Source organism: Streptomyces sp. NPDC001507 (assembly GCF_042894765.1).
GTDB lineage: Bacteria > Actinomycetota > Actinomycetes > Streptomycetales > Streptomycetaceae > Streptomyces.
On record NZ_JBIAVV010000008.1, the window covers coordinates 408,983 to 425,260 of the forward strand.

Sequence of the window (16,278 nt, forward strand, 5' to 3'; positions counted from 1 at the left end):
GATCACCCTTTAAATTAGCACTGCTAGTTTCTTTCTCCGGCCCTACTATGTGCGCCATGGCCCGACCGCGCAAGCCCCTCCTCAGCACCGACCGGATCGTCCGGGCGGCCCGGGAACTCGTGGACGCGGAGGGTCTGGCGGCCGTCTCCACCCGCCGGCTCGCGGCCGAGCTGGGGGTGAGCGGGCCGTCGCTCTACAACCACTTCCGCACCAAGGACGAGATCCTGGAGGCGGTCGCGGACTCGGTCAGCGCGCAGGTCGACCTGTCGATGTTCGAAGACCTCGGGCCCGACGCCGGGCGGGACTGGCGGACCGCGCTGCACGACTGGGCGGTGTCCTACCGGGCGGCGCTGCGCGACCACCCGAACATCGTCCCGGTGCTGGCCCGGGGCCCCGGCCGCCGCCCGGCCGGGCTGCGGCTCGCCGACGTGGTGTACGGCGCGATGGTGGACGCAGGGTGGCCGCCGGCGCAGGCGACGTCGATCGGGGCGCTGATGCGGTACTTCATCATGGGATCGGCGCTGGGGTCGTTCGCCGCGGGGTTCGTGGGCGACGCGAGCGCGTACGATCCGGCCGACTATCCGCATCTGGGGCAGGCGCACCTGCTGGCGGATCAACAGGAGAAGATCGACGAGCGGGCCTTCGAGACCGGGTTGCGGGCGTTGCTGGACGGGTTGCAGGAGCAATTTTCGAGGGTGGGGGAGACGATGTGAGGTTCGGGGGGCTTTCGGCCGGACGTCGAGTGCGGGTAGGTGGGGGCTGTTCGCGCAGTTCCTCCCCCAGCCTTCGGCCGGGGGACCCCAGCGCCCCTGGCGGGGCGCCACAGTCACCGCGTCTCCCAGCCGCGGGCGGCGTCGCAGCTACCCGGCCGCGGGCAGTCGTGCCGCTGGGGCGGCACGGGTGGGCGCGGCGGCCCCCTGTCAGCGCCGGTAAGCGTCCCCAGCCCCACCCACCCGTCCGAAATCCGCCAGCCTTGGCCCGCTCCCAGTCCCTACCCTCGACCCTATGAAGAAGCCCGACCACCGTCTCCTCCCCGTCGCCGCAGCTGCCGTCACCGTCGTGCTGTGGGCGTCGGCCTTCGTGTCGATCCGCAGTGCGGGCGGCTCCTACTCCCCCGGCGCGCTCGCGCTGGGCCGGCTGCTCTCCGGGTCGCTCGTGCTCGGGCTCCTGTGCCTCGTACGGCGCGAAGGACTGCCGCCCAGGTCCGCCTGGCGCGGGATCGCGATCTCCGGGCTCCTCTGGTTCGGCTTCTACAGCGTCGTGCTGAACTGGGGCGAACAGCAGGTGGACGCCGGCACCGCGGCCCTCGTCGTGAACATCGGCCCGATCCTGATCGCCCTGCTCGGCGCCCGGCTGCTCGGCGACCCGATGCCGCCGCGGCTGCTCGCGGGGATGGCCGTGTCGTTCGCGGGCGCGGTGACCGTCGGCCTGTCGATGTCGGGCGAGGGCGGTTCCTCGGTGCTCGGCGTGGTGCTGTGCCTGCTGGCGGCCGTCGCGTACGCCGGCGGCGTGGTCGCGCAGAAGCCGGCGCTCGGGCGTGCGAGCGCGCTCCAGGTGACGACGTTCGGGTGCCTGATCGGCGCCGTCCTGTGCCTGCCGTTCTCCGGGCAGCTCGTAGGCGAGGCGGCCGACGCCCCGCTCTCCGCGACCCTCAACATGCTGTACCTGGGGGTGTTCCCGCTCGCCCTGGCGTTCACCACCTGGGCGTACGCGCTCGCCCGTACGACGGCCAGCCGGATGGGCGCGACCACCTACGCGGTGCCCGCGCTGGTCGTCCTGATGTCGTGGCTGGCGCTTGGGGAGGTGCCCGGTGTGCTGACGCTCGCGGGCGGGGTGCTGTGCCTGGCCGGTGTCGCGGTGTCCCGGTCGCGGGCGCGGACCTCCCGGGTCGTGGCCGCCGCGCAGGAGACCCGGCCCGAGGAGACCCGGAAGCCCGCGTGACGGCACCCGCCCGCGGCGCGGCCGCTCAGAACACCACCAGCGCCCGGCCTCCCTTGCCCGCCAGCATGTTCTCGAAGGCGACCGGGATGTCCTCCAGCGCGATCCGCTCCGTCACCAGCGCGGACAGGTCCAGGCGGCCCTCCCGGACGTGTTCGGCGAGCAGCGGCAGGTCACGGGCCGGGTCCGAGTTACCGTAGACGCAGCCGGAGAGGGTGCGGCCCCAGTGGAAGAGCTCCAGCGCGTTGAAGGTGACCTGTTCGGTCCTGGCGCCGATGCCGACCACCGTCGTACGGCCGCCCCTGCGGGTGGACTCCCAGGCCGCGCGGATGCTGACGGCGCGGCCGACGCACTCCACGGCGACGTCGACGCCCTGCTTGCCGGTGAGGGCGCGGATCGCGCGGGGCGTGGTGTCGGAGACGACGACGTAGTCGGTGGCGCCCGCGGCCCGCGCCAGTTCCTCCTTCTCCTGCGAGACGTCCACCGCGATGATCCGGGAGGCGCCCGCGATCCGGGCCGCCTGGACGGTGGCCAGGCCCACCCCGCCGACGCCGAACACCGCCACCGTCTCGCCCTCGCGGACGCGTGCCGAGTGGTGGACGGCGCCGTAACCGGTGAGGACCGCGCAGCCGAGGAGGGCCGCGTCGGTGAGCGGGATGCCGGCGGGGAGCGGGAGGACGCAGGACTCGGCGACCACGGTCTCCTCGGCGAAGGCCGCCACGTTCAGGCCGGGGTGCAGTTCGGTGCCGTCCGCCGTACGGGCGTAGACGTCGGCGGAGCCGTTCAGCGCGTTGGCGCAGAGCCAGACCTCGCCCAGCGCGCAGGCGTGGCAGCTGCCGCAGGAGGGCGCCCAGTTGAGGACCACCGGGTCGCCGGGTGCGAGGCGGGTGACGTCCTCGCCGACGGCCACCACCGTGCCCGCGCCCTCGTGGCCGAGGACCGCCGGGACCGGCACCCGCATGGTGCCGTCGGAGAGGGAGAGGTCGGAGTGGCAGACACCGGCGGCGGCGAGCCGGACCCGGACCTGGCCGGGGCCGGGGTCCGGGAGTTCGATCGCGGTGACCGACAGCGGGGCGCCCACGGCGGGCAGTACGGCGGCTCGGACCGTGAATGTCATCGCAGCGGCCTCCTCAGAACTGCAGGGACTTGGTCTGGAGGTACTCGGCGAGACCGTGCGCGCCCAGCTCCCGGCCGACGCCCGACTGCTTGTAACCGCCGAACGGGGCGAGGGGGTTGAAGCGCCCGCCGTTGATGTCGACCTGACCGGTGTCCATGCGCCGGGCGAAGGCCACCGCCTCCGCCTCGTCCCCGGCCCAGACGGCGCCGGCGAGCCCGTAGACCGTGCCGTTGGCGATGCGCAGGGCGTCGTCCTCGTCGGTGTAGCGCAGGATCGACAGGACCGGGCCGAAGATCTCCTCCTGCGCGATCGTCATCTCGGGGGTGACGTCGGCGAAGACGGTCGGGCTGACGAAGCAGCCCTGCTCGCGCGGGGATTCGGGGCCGCCGGCGACCAGCCGGGCGCCCTCCGCGACGCCCTTCTCGATGTAACCCCGCACCCGGGCCTGCTGCCTGGCGCTGACGACCGGTCCGATCCGGTCGCCGTACTTGGCGGCCGCCGCGGCCGCCAGCTCCACCGCCTCCTCGTACCGGTCGGTGTGCACCAGCATCCGGGTCCAGGCGCTGCACGTCTGCCCGGAGTTGGACATCACGTTGGCCACGCCGACGTTGACGGCCCTGGCGAGGTCGGCGCTCGGGAGGATGACGTTCGCGGACTTGCCGCCCAGTTCGAGGGCGACCTTCTTGACAGCCGCCCCGGCGGTCGCGCCGATCTGCCTGCCGACCGCCGTGGAGCCGGTGAAGGAGACCAGGTCCACGTCCGGGTGCTCGGCGAGGGCCTGCCCGGCGACCGGGCCGAGGCCGGTGACCAGGTTGAACACGCCTGCCGGGAAGCCCGCCTCGTGCACCGCCTCCGCGAACAGCTGGGCGGTGAGCGGGGTGTTCTCGGCGGGCTTCAGCACGACCGAGCAGCCCGCCGCGAGCGCCGGGGCGACCTTGGCGACGATCTGGTGCAGCGGGTAGTTCCAGGGCGTGATCGCGCCGACCACGCCCACCGGCTCCTGGTAGACGGTGGAGTTGCCGACCTTCTCCTCGAAGGGATGGGTGGCCGCCAGTTCGGCGTACGAGCCGGCGACCGCGATCGGCACGCCCGCGTGCACCGCCTGGGAGAACTGCAGCGGTGCGCCCAGTTCGGCGGTGACCGTCTCGGCGATCTCGTCCTTGCGGGCCGCGAGTGCGTCGCGCAGCGCGCCGAGCCGGGCGGCCCGCTCGGCGGGCGGGGTCGCGGCCCAGACCGGCAGGGCGGCACGGGCGGCGCGTACGGCGGTGTCGACGTCCAGCGCGCCGCCCGCCGGGACCCGGCCGACGACCTGCTCGTCGACCGGGTTCACGACCTCGATCACGTCCCGGCTCTCGGCGGCGCGCCAGGCGCCGTCGATGTACAGGCCGTCGTGTGCCTTCATGCTGCTTCCTCCCGGCGGGGCTGCGTCGTCCGAGTCACAAACTAGCGGCGATAGTTTTAGCGCGCCAGACGTGCCCGGTGACCGCTTCGGCACCATCAGAAGTCGACCTGGGCGTGTTCGTCCACTCTGCCCACGCTCTCCTGCGCGAAGGCCTTCTCGTAGGCCCGCCGGATCTCCTCGATCTTCCGGTCGCTGTTCTTCACCGCCGCCTCCGGGTACAGCAGGACCAGCACGTACGACCGCTCCCTCTCGATCGCCCCGTGCGCGTCCCGCCACTGCCCGCGCCCGCCCTGCACGGTGAGCCCGTCGGGGAAGTCCGGGGTCACCTCCCTGTCGACGAAGGCCGTGAACTGCCGGTCGGTGACGGCGGGTCCGCCGTCCGGGCGGGCGGTGCCGAAGAGCAGCCGGGTCTCGATGTACGGCTTGCCACGCGCCGGTACGGCGGAGGGGTGGTCGGCGGCCAGTGCCGTGTACGCGGCCGGAGTGCCGGCGAGCAGGATCCCGGCCACTGCGAGGGCCGACCGGTTGCGGAGGTATTGAGTGCCCATGCCCCCTTCCTAGAGGGATCGCCCCTCCCAGGTCCGCGCTTCCGGCCGGAGTTCACTCGTCCAGGTCGAACCACGGCGCCCCGCCGGTCACTTCGTCGCGGTCAGGTGGGCGAAGACCACCACGTTGCTGGTGTAGCCGGTCCGCCGGCTGAAGAGGCCACCGCAGGTGATCACGCGGAGTTCGGGGCGCCGGGTCGGGCCGTACACCTCCTTGTCGGGGAAGCCGGCCTTGTCGTAGACCTTCACCCGGTCCACGGTGTACACGGCGGTACGGCCGTCCGCGCGCCCGGCCTCGATCCGCTTGCCGGGCTTGACCTGCGCGAGTGCCGCGAAGACGGCCGGTCCGGTCCTGGTGTCGCGGTGGCCGACGGCGATCGCGAGGCCGGACTCGCCCGGTGTGGCGCCGCCCTGGAACCAGCCGATCAGCTTCGGGTCGTCGACCGGCGGTGTCTCCAGCTGCCGGCCCCGGTCGAGGCGGACCCCGATGACCGGCGCGTCGACACCCAGGAACGGGATGCGCATCGACGTCGGCCGGGACCGGGGCAGCGGGCGGGGCGGGGGCCCGGCCGCACCCGGGCCGGCCGCCGCGAGGGCGTCCGACCCGTCCGGTGCGGCCGACCCGTCGTGCCCCCACCACCGGACCACTGTCACCAGGAGGACGGCCAGCAGGGCCGTCCTGGCGAGCCGGTAGGCGCGGGTCCGGTACCAGGGCCTGCGTCTGCGCCTACGCGGCGCCATGGGGCCGGCGGCGGATCAGCCGGACGTACACCACACCGCTGGCGGCGACCAGGGTGACGGCCGTGGCCGCGGCCACGGGCGAGAACGCGGCCGCCGTGTCGGCGATGCCGCCGCCGCCCGCGTGCACACCGCCCTGCGGGCCGTTGTGGTCGCCGCCGCCCTGCCCCCAGGACGAGTCGTTTCGCTGGTTGTCCTGGATCTGCCCGTTCGGACCGTCCTGCCCGCCCTGGTCGTTGGGGCCGTTCGGGCCGCCGCCCTGGTCGTTGGGACCGTTGGGACCGTTCGGGCCGTTCTGGCCGTTCTGGTCCTGCGGACCGTCCTGCCTGCCGTCGTGGCAGTTGACCCGGAAGACCTTCTCCTTCCGGGCGCCGTCCACGATCCACGCGAGCCTGTACTGCCCGTCCGCCAGCCCCAGTGGGTCGGTGTGACCGGCACCCCCGGCGAGCTGGATGGAGCCGGCGACGGTGGCGGCGGTGGGCAGGGGCGGCTGCGGCGTGATGGTGTAGCCGATCTGGGCGAGGATGTCGAAGTTGACGGCGTCGAGGTAGAACTTGCAGACCACCGGGTCGTCCTTCGAGACCCCGAAGGGCACGCCCACACGGTGGAGCCTGATGTCGCCGTTCTCCCCTTGGGCCACCGCGTTCGGCGCCGCCACCCACGACGCACCCGCCGCGGCGAGGGCGGAGAGGAGGACGGTGGCGCCCGCGCGGGAGCCGACGGTGCGTGGAAGTGTGAGCGTTGGCATGCAAGCTCCTCCGAGTTAGATGATTTTCATACAAATCGGCCTTTCATCTGGACTGTCACTCATGCACTCCACGACCCGCGGCATCCACGTCCGACGCGCCGTCAGATATCGCTCGTGCGGCGCAACGCCTGCCCCTTTCGCCGCCCCGACGGCACCCGACCGGCCCCCTCACCCCCTCCCGCACACTGAGTAGCACGCCGATGCTGTGTGACATGGCACCGCGAGTGCTATGTCACATGGTCCCGAACAGGATCCCCGCCCCCAGCACCACCACCGACGTCAGCGCGGCCCACTTCACGACGAACCGCGTGTGGTCGCCGAACTCGACCTTGGCCATGCCGACCAGGACGTAGACGGCGGGCACCAGCGGGCTGGACATGTGCAGCGGCTGGCCGACGATCGAGGCGCGGGCGATCTCCACCGCGGAGACGCCGTGCGCCTGGCCGGCCTCGGCGAGCACCGGGAGGATGCCGAAGTAGAAGCCGTCGTTCGACATGAAGTACGTGAGCGGGATGCTCAGCACGCCGGTGACGAGGGCCATGTGCGGGCCCATGCCGTCGGGGATGTTGCCGACGAGCCAGTCGGCCATGTGGTCGACCATGCCGGTGCCCTGGAGGACGCCGGTGAAGACGGCGGCGGCGAAGACCATGCCGGAGACGTTGAGGACGTTCTCGGCGTGCGCGGCGATCCGGGCCTTCTGGGCGGTCATCTGGGGGTAGTTGACGGTCAGGGCCAGGGCCGCGCCGAGCAGGAACAGCACCGGGATCGGCAGCCACTCCATGATCATGGCGGTGAGCAGGGCGACCGTGAGCAGCGCGTTGAACCAGTACAGCCTGGGCCGCAGGGTCTCGCGGTGCGGGTCGAGGCCCTGGAAGCCGTGGTCCTCGGGCCCGTCGGGGAGGTCAGCGCCCGTGCCCGAGCCCTGACCCCCACTTCCGGAAGGAGCCTTGCCCGCCCCCACGAGAACCGTCTCCGGCTCCTCCACCAGTACCTCGTCCAGCGTCAGCACGCCGAGCCGTTTGCGCTCGCGGCGGCCGAGGACGTAGGCGAGGGCGAAGACGAACAGCAGGCCCGTGGCCAGCGCGGGGATCATCGGCACGAAGACGTCGCTCGCGTCCAGCTTGAGCGCGGTGGCGGCGCGGGCGGTGGGGCCGCCCCAGGGCAGGGTGTTCATCACGCCGTTGGCCATCGCGGCGACCCCGGTCATCACGACCATGCTCATCCTCAGGCGCTTGTACAGCGGGTACATCGCCGAGACGGTGATCATGAAGGTGGTGGAGCCGTCGCCGTCGAGCGAGACGATGGCGGCGAGCACGGCCGTGCCGACGACGATCCGCAGCGGGTCGGCCTTGCAGAACCTCAGGATTCCCCGGACGACCGGGTCGAAGAGGCCGACGTCGATCATCACGCCGAAGTAGACGATGGCGAACATGAGCATCGCCGCGGTGGGCGCGAGGCTGGTGACGCCGTCGATGACGTAGTCGCCGAGGTGGGCGCCCTTGCCGACGGCCACGCAGAACAGCGCGGGAATCAGCACGAGCGCCGCGATCGGCGACATCTTCTTCAGCATGATCAGGACCAGGAAGGTCGCGATCATGGCGAAGCCGAGGATGGTGAGCATGAGTGGATTACCTAACGTTCGCCCTTGAACTCCCACCAGGGCCGGCGGTGCGGACGACGTTAGGTCGCGTCAAACGTCGTTAACAAGACGTTGACGCGCGAGCAATAAGCGCGAAAGTCCAGGTCACGGGGTTGCGGTCACTTCGGCGGTCACCTCGATGGGGATGCCGTTGAGGACTGCGTTGCCGGACAGCGGGTCGAGCAGGCTGCCGTCGAGGAGCTGGTTGACGTTGACGCCGGGGGCGGTGGCGGCGTGGCTGAGGCGGGTGCCGGGGCGGTCGTGGCCCCAGCCGTGCGGGAGGCTGACGACTCCGGGGCGGACGCCGTCGGTGACCTCGGCGGGGGTGACCACCTCGCCGCCGGCGCCCTTGACGCGGACGTCGGCGCCGTCGCGCACGCCGAGCCGTGCGGCGTCCTCGGGGTGGATGTGCAGGGTGCAGCGGTTGGTGCCGCCGGTGAGGGCGGGCACGTTGTGCATCCAGCTGTTGTTGGAGCGCAGGTGCCGGCGGCCGACGAGGACGAGCGCCGCGGGGCTGGTGTCGAGGGCCGCGCGCAGCCGGGGCAGGTCGTCGGCGATGGGCCGGGGCAGCAGTTCGACCCTGCCGCTCCGGGTCTTCAGCGGCTGCGGGAGGCGGGGCTGGAGGGGGCCGAGGTCGATGCCGTGCGGGTGGGCGAGCAACTGCTCCAGGGTGAGGCCGTCGGGGCGGGCGCCGAAGCCGTCGCCGTAGGGGCCGAGGCGCAGCATCAGGTCGAGCCGGCGTTCGGGGCCGGTGTCCCCGGTGAGCAGCGCGGCGAGTTCCTGCGGGTCCCGGCCGTGCACGGGCGAGTGGGGCTCCCTGACCGCCTTCCCGAGGGTCTGGCCGATGACCAGGTCGTCCACGGCGGAGGGTTCGGCGCCGTGCATGCCGCCGGCCGCGAGGATCAGCCGGGCGTGGATCTCGGTCTCGGCCATCAGGCCGGGCTCCAGCGGGACGGCGGGGCGGGAGTAGCGGACCTGGTTGCGGACGGCGAGGGTGTTGAAGGCGAAGTCGTGGTGCGGGCTCTGCGAGGGCGGCGGCGGGGGCAGGACGACGTCCGCGTGGCGGGCGGTCTCGTTGAGGTAGGGGTCGACGCTGACCATGAAGTCGAGGGAGTCCAGGGCCTTGTCGAGGCGGTCGCCGTCCGGGGCGGAGAGCACCGGGTTGGTGGCGATGGCGATCAGCGCCCGGATCGGCTCGCCCTCCGCCGTCGCGGTGTCGATCTCCTCGGCGAGCGCAGAGAGCGGCAATTCGCCCTTGGCCTCCGGGTGTTGGCTGACCCGGGAGTGCCAGCGGCCGAGCGCGAAGCCGCGGCCGGGCCCGGCGGGCCGCGGGGTCCGGTCGGTGGCGGCCTGCGGGAAGAGCGCGCCACCGGGCCGGTCGAGGTTGCCGGTGAGGGTGTTGAGGACGTCGACGAGCCAGCTGGCGAGGGTGCCGTGCGGGACGGTGCAGCTGCCGATCCGGCCGTATACGGCGGCGGTGGGGGCGGCGGCGAGTTCGCGGGCGAGGGCGCGGATCGTGCCGGCGTCGACGTCGGTGGCGTGGGCGACCGCGTCCGGGGTGAAGTCGCCGATCGTGGCGCGGAGTTCGTCGAGTCCGTCGACGTGCGGGGCGAGCCGGCCGAGGTCCACCAGGTCCTCCTCGAAGAGGACCTGGGCCATCGCGGCAAGCAACAGGGCGTCGGCGCCGGGCCGGATGGCGATGTGCCGGTCGGCGAGTTTGGCGGTGCGGGTGCGGCGCGGGTCGATGACGGTGAGGGTGCCGCCGCGGGCCCTGAGCGCCTTGAGTTTGCCGGGGAAGTCGGGGGCGGTGCACAGACTCCCGTTGGACTCAAGGGGGTTGGCGCCGATGAGGAGGAGGTGGTCGGTGTGGTCGAGGTCGGGCACCGGTATGGCGTTGGCGTCGCCGAAGAGCAGTCCGCTGGAGACGTGCTTGGGCATCTGGTCGACCGTGGACGCGGTGAAGACGCTGCGGGTGCCGAGGGCGCCCACGAGGACCTGCGGGTAGAGGCCGCCGGCCACGGTGTGGACGTTGGGGTTGCCAAGGACGATTCCGACGGAGTCGGGGCCGTACCGCTCGACGACGCCCCGCACCCCGGCGGCGACCGCGTCGAAGGCCTCCGCCCAGGTGGCCTCGCGCAGTTCGCCGTCCCTGCGGACGAGGGGGGTGCGCAGCCGGTCGGGGTCGGCGTCCACGGCGCCGAAGGAGGCGCCCTTCGGGCAGATGAACCCGTTGCTGAAGACGTCGTCGCGGTCACCGCGGGCGCCGGTGACGCGGGTGCCCTCGATGGTGAGGGTCAGGCCGCAGGTGGCCTCGCACAGGGGGCAGATGCGGAGGGCGGTGCGGGGCATGGGGGCCTCCGAGAGGGTACGGCGATGGAGGGGTGGCCGGACTCGGGTGAGCATACCGGGCGGTATGTGGGGAGGGGAGTGCTGCAGCCCTTCGAGTGCGGGTGCGTGGGGGCTGATCCCGCAGTTCCTCCCCCAGCCTTCGGCCGGGGGCACCCCCAGCGCCCCTTACGGGGCGCTCCGATCCGGGCCTTTGAACAGACCGTCAGTCCAGGGAACGTCAGTCCAGAGAACGTCAGCCCAGAGAACGTCAGTCCAGAACCCGCGCCAGGTACGCCCGCAGCAGCTCCCGCGTCTCCGTGATGATCGACTCGTCGCCCTCCGGGGTCATCCGGAAGGACAGGTGGACCAGGGCGTCGGCCGTCTCGACCGCGACCAGGAAGGTGCGGCGCAACGGCTCGTCCGGGGCGCGGCCGATGTACGCCGCCAGCAGTTCGGTCAGCCGGTCGGCCACCCGGTGGTTCGGCTCCGCGTCGCGGGCGCCGACCGGGATCTGGTTGCCGAAGTCGACGAGGGAGAAGCCGGGGGCGGTGCGCTTCATGGCCAGGTACTCGTCGAGCACCGCGTCCATCGCCGTCCGCCAGTCCCCCTTCGGGGCGTCCTTCAGCCGCTCGGTGACGCGCTCGGAGTAGCGCTCCAGGTTGCGCTGGGCGAGGGCGTCGGCCATCTGCCGCTTGTTGCCGAAGAAGCGGTAGACCGAGCCGATGGGCACTCCGGCGCGCACCGCGACGGCCCGGGTGCTCAGTTCGTCGTAACCGACCTCGTCGAGGAGGTCGGCACAGGCGTCGAGGATCCGGGTCAGCCGTTCGGCGCTGCGGCGCTGTACGGGCGCTTTGCGAAGCGGTGTCGCTGGGGGCACGGGCTTCATGATGCCTTTCCGCCGGGATCAGGTGAACCTCGCCCCCCAGTACGCGGACGGATGGCCCATGCACTCATCCGGCGTCCGCACTGCTCGTGCCGGTGCCGGTGACGGAGGGGGTGGCGGACACGGCCCCCGAGGGCGACGCCGTCTCCGCGCCCGACGCCGTGACGTCCGCGGTGCTCTCCACCGGTTTGCCGTGCACGGCCCAGACCGTGCCGTCGTCCGCGTAGAGCCGGGCGGTGATGTGGTGGGTGCCGTGCGGGACGAGGCCGGCGGGCAGGTGGTAGGCGGGGGTGCGCAGCCGGGTCACCAGACCGCCGTCCACGAAGAGGTAGGCGAGTCCGCGGCCGACGACCGCCTTCGCCGCGGTGCCCGCCCGGGAGAACCGGAAGCGGTGCAGGTCGAGCCGTACGTCCCAGCCGCCGGACGCGTCCGGGGTGACCACCGTGCCCACCTCGGGCGCCTGCTTCTTGTCCAGCTCGCGGTAGTGGCGCCCGCTCTCGTCCGTGTCGTCGAGGATCTTGCCCACCGGGGCGGGCGACTCCGCCCCGCGCCGCGCGTGGGCGTTCCCGGTCCCGCACCCCGCAGCGGCGACCAGCAGCAGCACGCAGACCGCGAGCGCACCCGGCAGTCCACGCGTCCACGACATGCCCGGGAGCGTAGAACAGCGCGCCGCGGACCGGATCCCCCTGAAGTCGGGTTTCTCGCCATACACCGCCGGGATGATCCCGGCCCTCTTGCACGCGCCCCCACGCAATCCTACGGTGATGCATAGGAATCGATGGCACGCAGGTTCAGGGAGCGATCATGGGCGATGGGGGCACCTCCCGCGCGAGCGCGTTCGAGCGGGAGCGCGGGGAAGCGCGGAAGACCGCCGAGGGGCTGGCGTACCTCTCCGGGTTCGGCAACGAGCACTCCTCGGAGGCGGTGCCGGGTGCCCTGCCCGAGGGCCGCAACTCCCCGCAGCGCGCGCCTCTCGGCCTGTACGCGGAGCAGCTCAGCGGTACGGCCTTCACCGAGCCGCGGGCCCACAACCGCCGCTCCTGGCTGTACCGGATCCGCCCCTCGGCCGCCCACCCTGCGTTCACCCGGGCCAGCGGCAACGGCGGGCTGCGCACCGCCCCCTTCACGGACATCGCCCCGGACCCGAACCGGCTGCGCTGGGACCCCCTCCCGCAGCCCGCGCCCGGCACGGACTTCCTCGACGGCCTGTGGACGCTGGGCGGCAACGGCGACGCGACCCAGCGGACCGGCATGGCCGTGCACCTCTACCACGCCGACGCCTCCATGGAGCGGGTCTTCTCCGACGCGGACGGCGAGCTGCTGATCGTCCCGGAGCGCGGTGGACTGCTGCTGCACACGGAGTTCGGCTTGCTGCATGTGGAGCCGGGACATGTGGCGCTGATCCCCCGCGGGGTCCGCTTCCGTGTGGAGCTGCTGGATGCCACGGCCCGGGGTTATGTGTGCGAGAACTACGGCTCGCCGTTCCGTCTCCCCGACCTCGGCCCGATCGGCGCGAACGGCCTCGCCAACGCCCGGGATTTCCTGGCCCCCGTCGCCGCCTACGAGGACGTCGAGGGCCCGGTGGAGGTGGTCAACAAGTTCTGCGGCAACCTGTGGACCGCCACATACGACCACTCCCCACTGGACGTGGTCGCCTGGCACGGCACACATGTGCCGTACGCCTACGATCTGCGCCGTTTCAATGTGATCGGCAGCATCTCCTACGACCACCCCGACCCGTCGATCTTCACGGTGCTGACGTCGCCGTCCGACACCCCGGGCCTTGCGGGTGTCGACTTCGTGGTCTTCGCGCCGCGCTGGCTGGTGGGCGAGAACACCTTCCGGCCGCCGTACTTCCACCGGAACGTGATGAGCGAGTACATGGGGCTGATCGAGGGCGCCTACGACGCGAAGACGGCCGGGAAGGGGGGCTTCGTGCCGGGCGGCGGGTCGCTGCACAACATGATGTCGGCGCACGGCCCGGACCGGGAGACGTTCGACCGGGCGAGCGCGGCCGAGCTGAAGCCCCAGAAGGTGGACGACGGCCTGGCGTTCATGTTCGAGACCCGCTGGCCGGTGACGCTCACCCCGCATGCGGCGACCGCCGAACACCTCCAGCAGCGCTACGACGACGTGTGGCAGGGCCTGGAACGGCACTTCCGCCCCTTGCACTGAAGATCCCCCACCGGTACGGATGGCCCGTGACCTCCTTCGCCCCGGACTCGATCGTCCTCAACCGCAAGCTGCCGCTCTGGTACCAGGTGTCGCAGTCGCTGCGCGCCTCGATACTCGGCCGCTCGCCCCGGGACCCGCTCCGGCTGCCCACCGAGGAGCAGCTGGCGGAGCACTACGGCGTGAGCGTGCTGACCATGCGGCAGGCGCTGAAGGAGCTGGAGGACGAGGGCCTGATCAGCCGGCACCGGCGCCGGGGCACCTTCATCGAGCCGGATGCCCGGCGCGGCACACCGGTACGGCTGCTCGGTTCGGTGGACGCGATCGTGGCCCAGCAGTCGGGGATGACGGCGGAGCTGCTGGACCACGGCACGGTGCCCGTCACCGGCGAACTCACCGAGTACTTCCCGGACCTCACCGAGGTGGCGGCCTATCACCGGCTCCGCAGCGACGAGCAGACCGGCGAGCCCACCAACCACGCCCGCAATCACGTACGGCCCGAACTGGCCGAGCGCATCGACCCGGAGGACCTGGTCCGGCAGCCGATGACCAAGGTGCTCCGGGACGTCGTCGGCGCCGACATCAGCCGCATCACGGACACGGTGGCGGCCCGGCTGGCCGACCCCGAGACCGCCCGGCTGCTCCGGGTCCCGCTGCTCAGCCCGATCCTGCACTACACGGGCGTCACCTACGACACCGCCGGCCGGGTCCTGGACCTGGCGGTCATCCACTACCGCGGCGACCGTTTCTCCTTCACGGTCACGCTCGACGCCACCTGAAGTCGTCGTACGATGCCGGGCGTGACGCACGACGACGCTCCGCTGCTGGCGGACCTCATGCCGTGGTCCGTCGCACCACTACGGCTCGGCCGGGAGTGGCCGACGGCCCCCGACCCGGCGACCCTGAAGGCCCGTTGGGACGCCCTGCTCAAAGCGGAGGGCCCCGACCGGGAGACCCTCTTCGAGCCGACGCGCGCCCGCACGGTCCACTCCGCGGTCGCCCAGCTCCCCGGCCGGCCCAGCGGCACCGGACCGCTCGCCGACACGTCGGGCCCCTGCCCGGCCCCGGTCCGCGTCCTGGCCGCCCCGTTCGACGAACAGTGGCTGATCCCGGACCACCGCCTGATCGACGCGGCCCGCCCGGAGTTGTGGCGGGTGGCGGACGACCGGCAGGTCTTCGCCGTCGAGTCACCGGAGGGCATGCCCCTGCTGGCGACCTCCCACCTCCCCGCCCTGCGCGCGGGCCGCATCCGCCCGCTGTACCGCCGGCCGGGCGGCGCGGAGCCGAACCTGGCGCCGGGACTGACGGCGTACCTGGCCGACCGGCTGGGCCGCGGAGTCACCCCGCAGGACGTCCTCGCCTGGGCCCTGACCGCCATCCGCCCGGACCGCACCGTCCCCCTCACCGACGACCCCGTCCTCTGGGCGCAGGGCGTGGACCTCGGCCACCGGGCACTGTGGCTGCTGCGCCGCGACGGCGACCGCCCCAGACTCCCGGGCGGCCGCCGCCCGTACGTCCGGGCCCCGCTGCCCGCCCGCCCCCGCACGATCCACTACGACACGGAGGAGGAGACCCTCCACCTCGACGAGGGCCGCGTCTCCCCCGTGCCCCCGGAGGCGTGGGACTTCAGGACGGGCGAGGCGCGGGTCCTGGAGGCGTGGTTCGCGGCACGGACGAGTCAGACGGCGGAACCGGGCACCCTGGCGGCGATCACTCCGCCGGCCTGGCCTCAGTCATGGACATCGGAACTCCTGGAACTGGTCACGGTCCTGACCTTGTTGGCGGACGTACGCGCACAGCAGGCCGAACTGGAGATCAAGTCACCGATCACAGCGGCCGACCTGACGACAGCGGGCGTACTCCCGCCCCCGAAGGCGTCCCGCAAACCGGCATCCGTCCTGGAACACACCGAAGAAGGCCCAGCTGGTCAACTGACGCTGCTCTGACAGGGGCGCTGGGGGTACCCCCGGCCGAAGGCTGGGGGAGGAACTGCGCGACAAGCCCCCACCGCCTCGCACCCTACGACAACGCGAACCCGTCCAGCACCCTCTCCACCGACCGCCGGAAAACCCCCTCCAGATCGATCGGCCCCGCATCCTCCGCGAACGCCGCCGCCATCCGGGGATACGCCCCCGAGGCGATCTGCCCGCCTAGATAGGCGATGCGCACCGCGTTCTCCCGCTCCTCGGACCACGGCAGGTTCCGCACCCGTTCGGCCGTGTCGATCTCGTTCCGCACATAGGTCGTGACCACACCGTTCACCATGGCGATCAGCTCGAACTTGGTGCCGTACGACACGTCCAGCGGATCCAGGCAGGCCAGACAGTGCTCCAGATACCGCAGGGCGTGGGGGCTGAACCCGTAGACCGGTGACATCAGGCGAGGCAGCCACGGGTGCCGGTGCATCAGCTCCCGCGTCTGTTCGGCGACCCGCATCATGTCGGCACGCCAGTCCCCCGTCGGCTCCCACAACTCGTGTTCCGAGCTGATCGCGTCAACCATCAGCTCGTACAGGTCCTCCTTGCGGGGGACGTAGTTGTACAGGGACATGGTCCCGCACCCCACCCCGGCCGCCACATGCCGCATCGACACGGCGTCCAGCCCCTCCGCGTCGGCGATGCGCACCGCGACGGCGGCGATGTCGGCGCGGGTGAACGCCGGCTTCGGCCCTCGCCCGGCGCGCTCCGGGCGGGCCCAGATCACCTCGGGTTCGGCCCCTCGGACTGTCATCGATCATCACCTCGCCCACCATGCTAGTTACGTACACC

15 protein-coding genes are annotated in these 16,278 nt (G+C 72.3%); 5 read left to right on the forward strand and 10 right to left on the reverse strand.

Annotation, left to right across the window (positions count from 1 at the left end):
• Positions 1–56 precede the first annotated feature (56 nt).
• Complete coding sequence (locus ACFY0K_RS26910) at positions 57–713, forward strand: TetR/AcrR family transcriptional regulator (RefSeq protein WP_390641987.1); 657 nt, start codon at positions 57–59, stop codon at positions 711–713.
• Between the two features lie 292 nt (positions 714–1,005).
• The gene (locus ACFY0K_RS26915; protein ID WP_390641988.1) at positions 1,006–1,941 is read left to right on the forward strand and encodes a DMT family transporter; all 936 of its coding nucleotides are present in this window, start codon (positions 1,006–1,008) and stop codon (positions 1,939–1,941) included.
• 25 nt (positions 1,942–1,966) lie between these two features.
• Here ACFY0K_RS26915 and ACFY0K_RS26920 read toward each other — a convergent pair whose 3' ends face one another.
• The 9 genes from ACFY0K_RS26920 to ACFY0K_RS26960 all read right to left on the reverse strand — a co-directional run bounded on the left by ACFY0K_RS26920 (position 1,967) and on the right by ACFY0K_RS26960 (position 11,984).
• Positions 1,967–3,055 (reverse strand): Zn-dependent alcohol dehydrogenase, encoded by a 1,089-nt coding sequence (locus tag ACFY0K_RS26920; RefSeq protein WP_390641989.1) that lies wholly within the window; start codon positions 3,053–3,055, stop codon positions 1,967–1,969.
• A gap of 13 nt (positions 3,056–3,068) precedes the next feature.
• Positions 3,069–4,457 (reverse strand): aldehyde dehydrogenase family protein, encoded by a 1,389-nt coding sequence (locus ACFY0K_RS26925; RefSeq protein ID WP_390641990.1) that lies wholly within the window; start codon positions 4,455–4,457, stop codon positions 3,069–3,071.
• Positions 4,458–4,552: 95 nt separating this feature from the next.
• Entirely contained in the window at positions 4,553–5,005 is a 453-nt protein-coding gene (locus tag ACFY0K_RS26930; protein WP_390641991.1) for a DUF3574 domain-containing protein, read from the reverse strand.
• A gap of 87 nt (positions 5,006–5,092) precedes the next feature.
• Positions 5,093–5,743, reverse strand: a complete 651-nt coding sequence (locus ACFY0K_RS26935; protein WP_352362214.1) for a class F sortase — start codon at positions 5,741–5,743, stop codon at positions 5,093–5,095.
• Positions 5,730–6,488 (reverse strand): hypothetical protein, encoded by a 759-nt coding sequence (locus ACFY0K_RS26940; RefSeq protein WP_390641992.1) that lies wholly within the window; start codon positions 6,486–6,488, stop codon positions 5,730–5,732. The genes ACFY0K_RS26935 and ACFY0K_RS26940 overlap by 14 nt, the downstream gene beginning before the upstream one ends.
• Before the next feature lie 232 nt (positions 6,489–6,720).
• On the reverse strand, positions 6,721–8,109 hold the full coding sequence (locus ACFY0K_RS26945) for a CitMHS family transporter (RefSeq protein ID WP_390641993.1): 1,389 nt from the start codon (positions 8,107–8,109) through the stop codon (positions 6,721–6,723).
• Positions 8,110–8,232: 123 nt separating this feature from the next.
• Positions 8,233–10,476, reverse strand: a complete 2,244-nt coding sequence (locus ACFY0K_RS26950; protein WP_390641994.1) for a molybdopterin oxidoreductase family protein — start codon at positions 10,474–10,476, stop codon at positions 8,233–8,235.
• Positions 10,477–10,723: 247 nt separating this feature from the next.
• The gene (locus ACFY0K_RS26955; RefSeq protein ID WP_382728119.1) at positions 10,724–11,341 is read right to left on the reverse strand and encodes a TetR family transcriptional regulator; all 618 of its coding nucleotides are present in this window, start codon (positions 11,339–11,341) and stop codon (positions 10,724–10,726) included.
• A gap of 64 nt (positions 11,342–11,405) precedes the next feature.
• The gene (locus ACFY0K_RS26960; RefSeq protein ID WP_390641995.1) at positions 11,406–11,984 is read right to left on the reverse strand and encodes a hypothetical protein; all 579 of its coding nucleotides are present in this window, start codon (positions 11,982–11,984) and stop codon (positions 11,406–11,408) included.
• Positions 11,985–12,142: 158 nt separating this feature from the next.
• Here ACFY0K_RS26960 and hmgA point away from each other — a divergent pair, with 158 nt between their 5' ends.
• From hmgA to ACFY0K_RS26975, 3 genes are read left to right on the forward strand one after another with little or no spacing between them, the layout of a single operon-like run.
• On the forward strand, positions 12,143–13,513 hold the full coding sequence (hmgA, locus tag ACFY0K_RS26965; RefSeq protein ID WP_390641996.1) for a homogentisate 1,2-dioxygenase: 1,371 nt from the start codon (positions 12,143–12,145) through the stop codon (positions 13,511–13,513).
• A gap of 26 nt (positions 13,514–13,539) precedes the next feature.
• Positions 13,540–14,289 (forward strand): GntR family transcriptional regulator, encoded by a 750-nt coding sequence (locus tag ACFY0K_RS26970; RefSeq protein ID WP_390641997.1) that lies wholly within the window; start codon positions 13,540–13,542, stop codon positions 14,287–14,289.
• Positions 14,290–14,301: 12 nt separating this feature from the next.
• Complete coding sequence (locus ACFY0K_RS26975; RefSeq protein ID WP_390641998.1) at positions 14,302–15,456, forward strand: type ISP restriction/modification enzyme; 1,155 nt, start codon at positions 14,302–14,304, stop codon at positions 15,454–15,456.
• Between the two features lie 73 nt (positions 15,457–15,529).
• On the opposite strand, the gene ACFY0K_RS26980 is transcribed toward ACFY0K_RS26975, so the two are convergent.
• Positions 15,530–16,240: a TetR/AcrR family transcriptional regulator gene (locus tag ACFY0K_RS26980; protein WP_390641999.1), complete on the reverse strand. Its 711-nt coding sequence runs from the start codon at positions 16,238–16,240 to the stop codon at positions 15,530–15,532.
• Between the last annotated feature and the right edge of the window lie 38 nt (positions 16,241–16,278).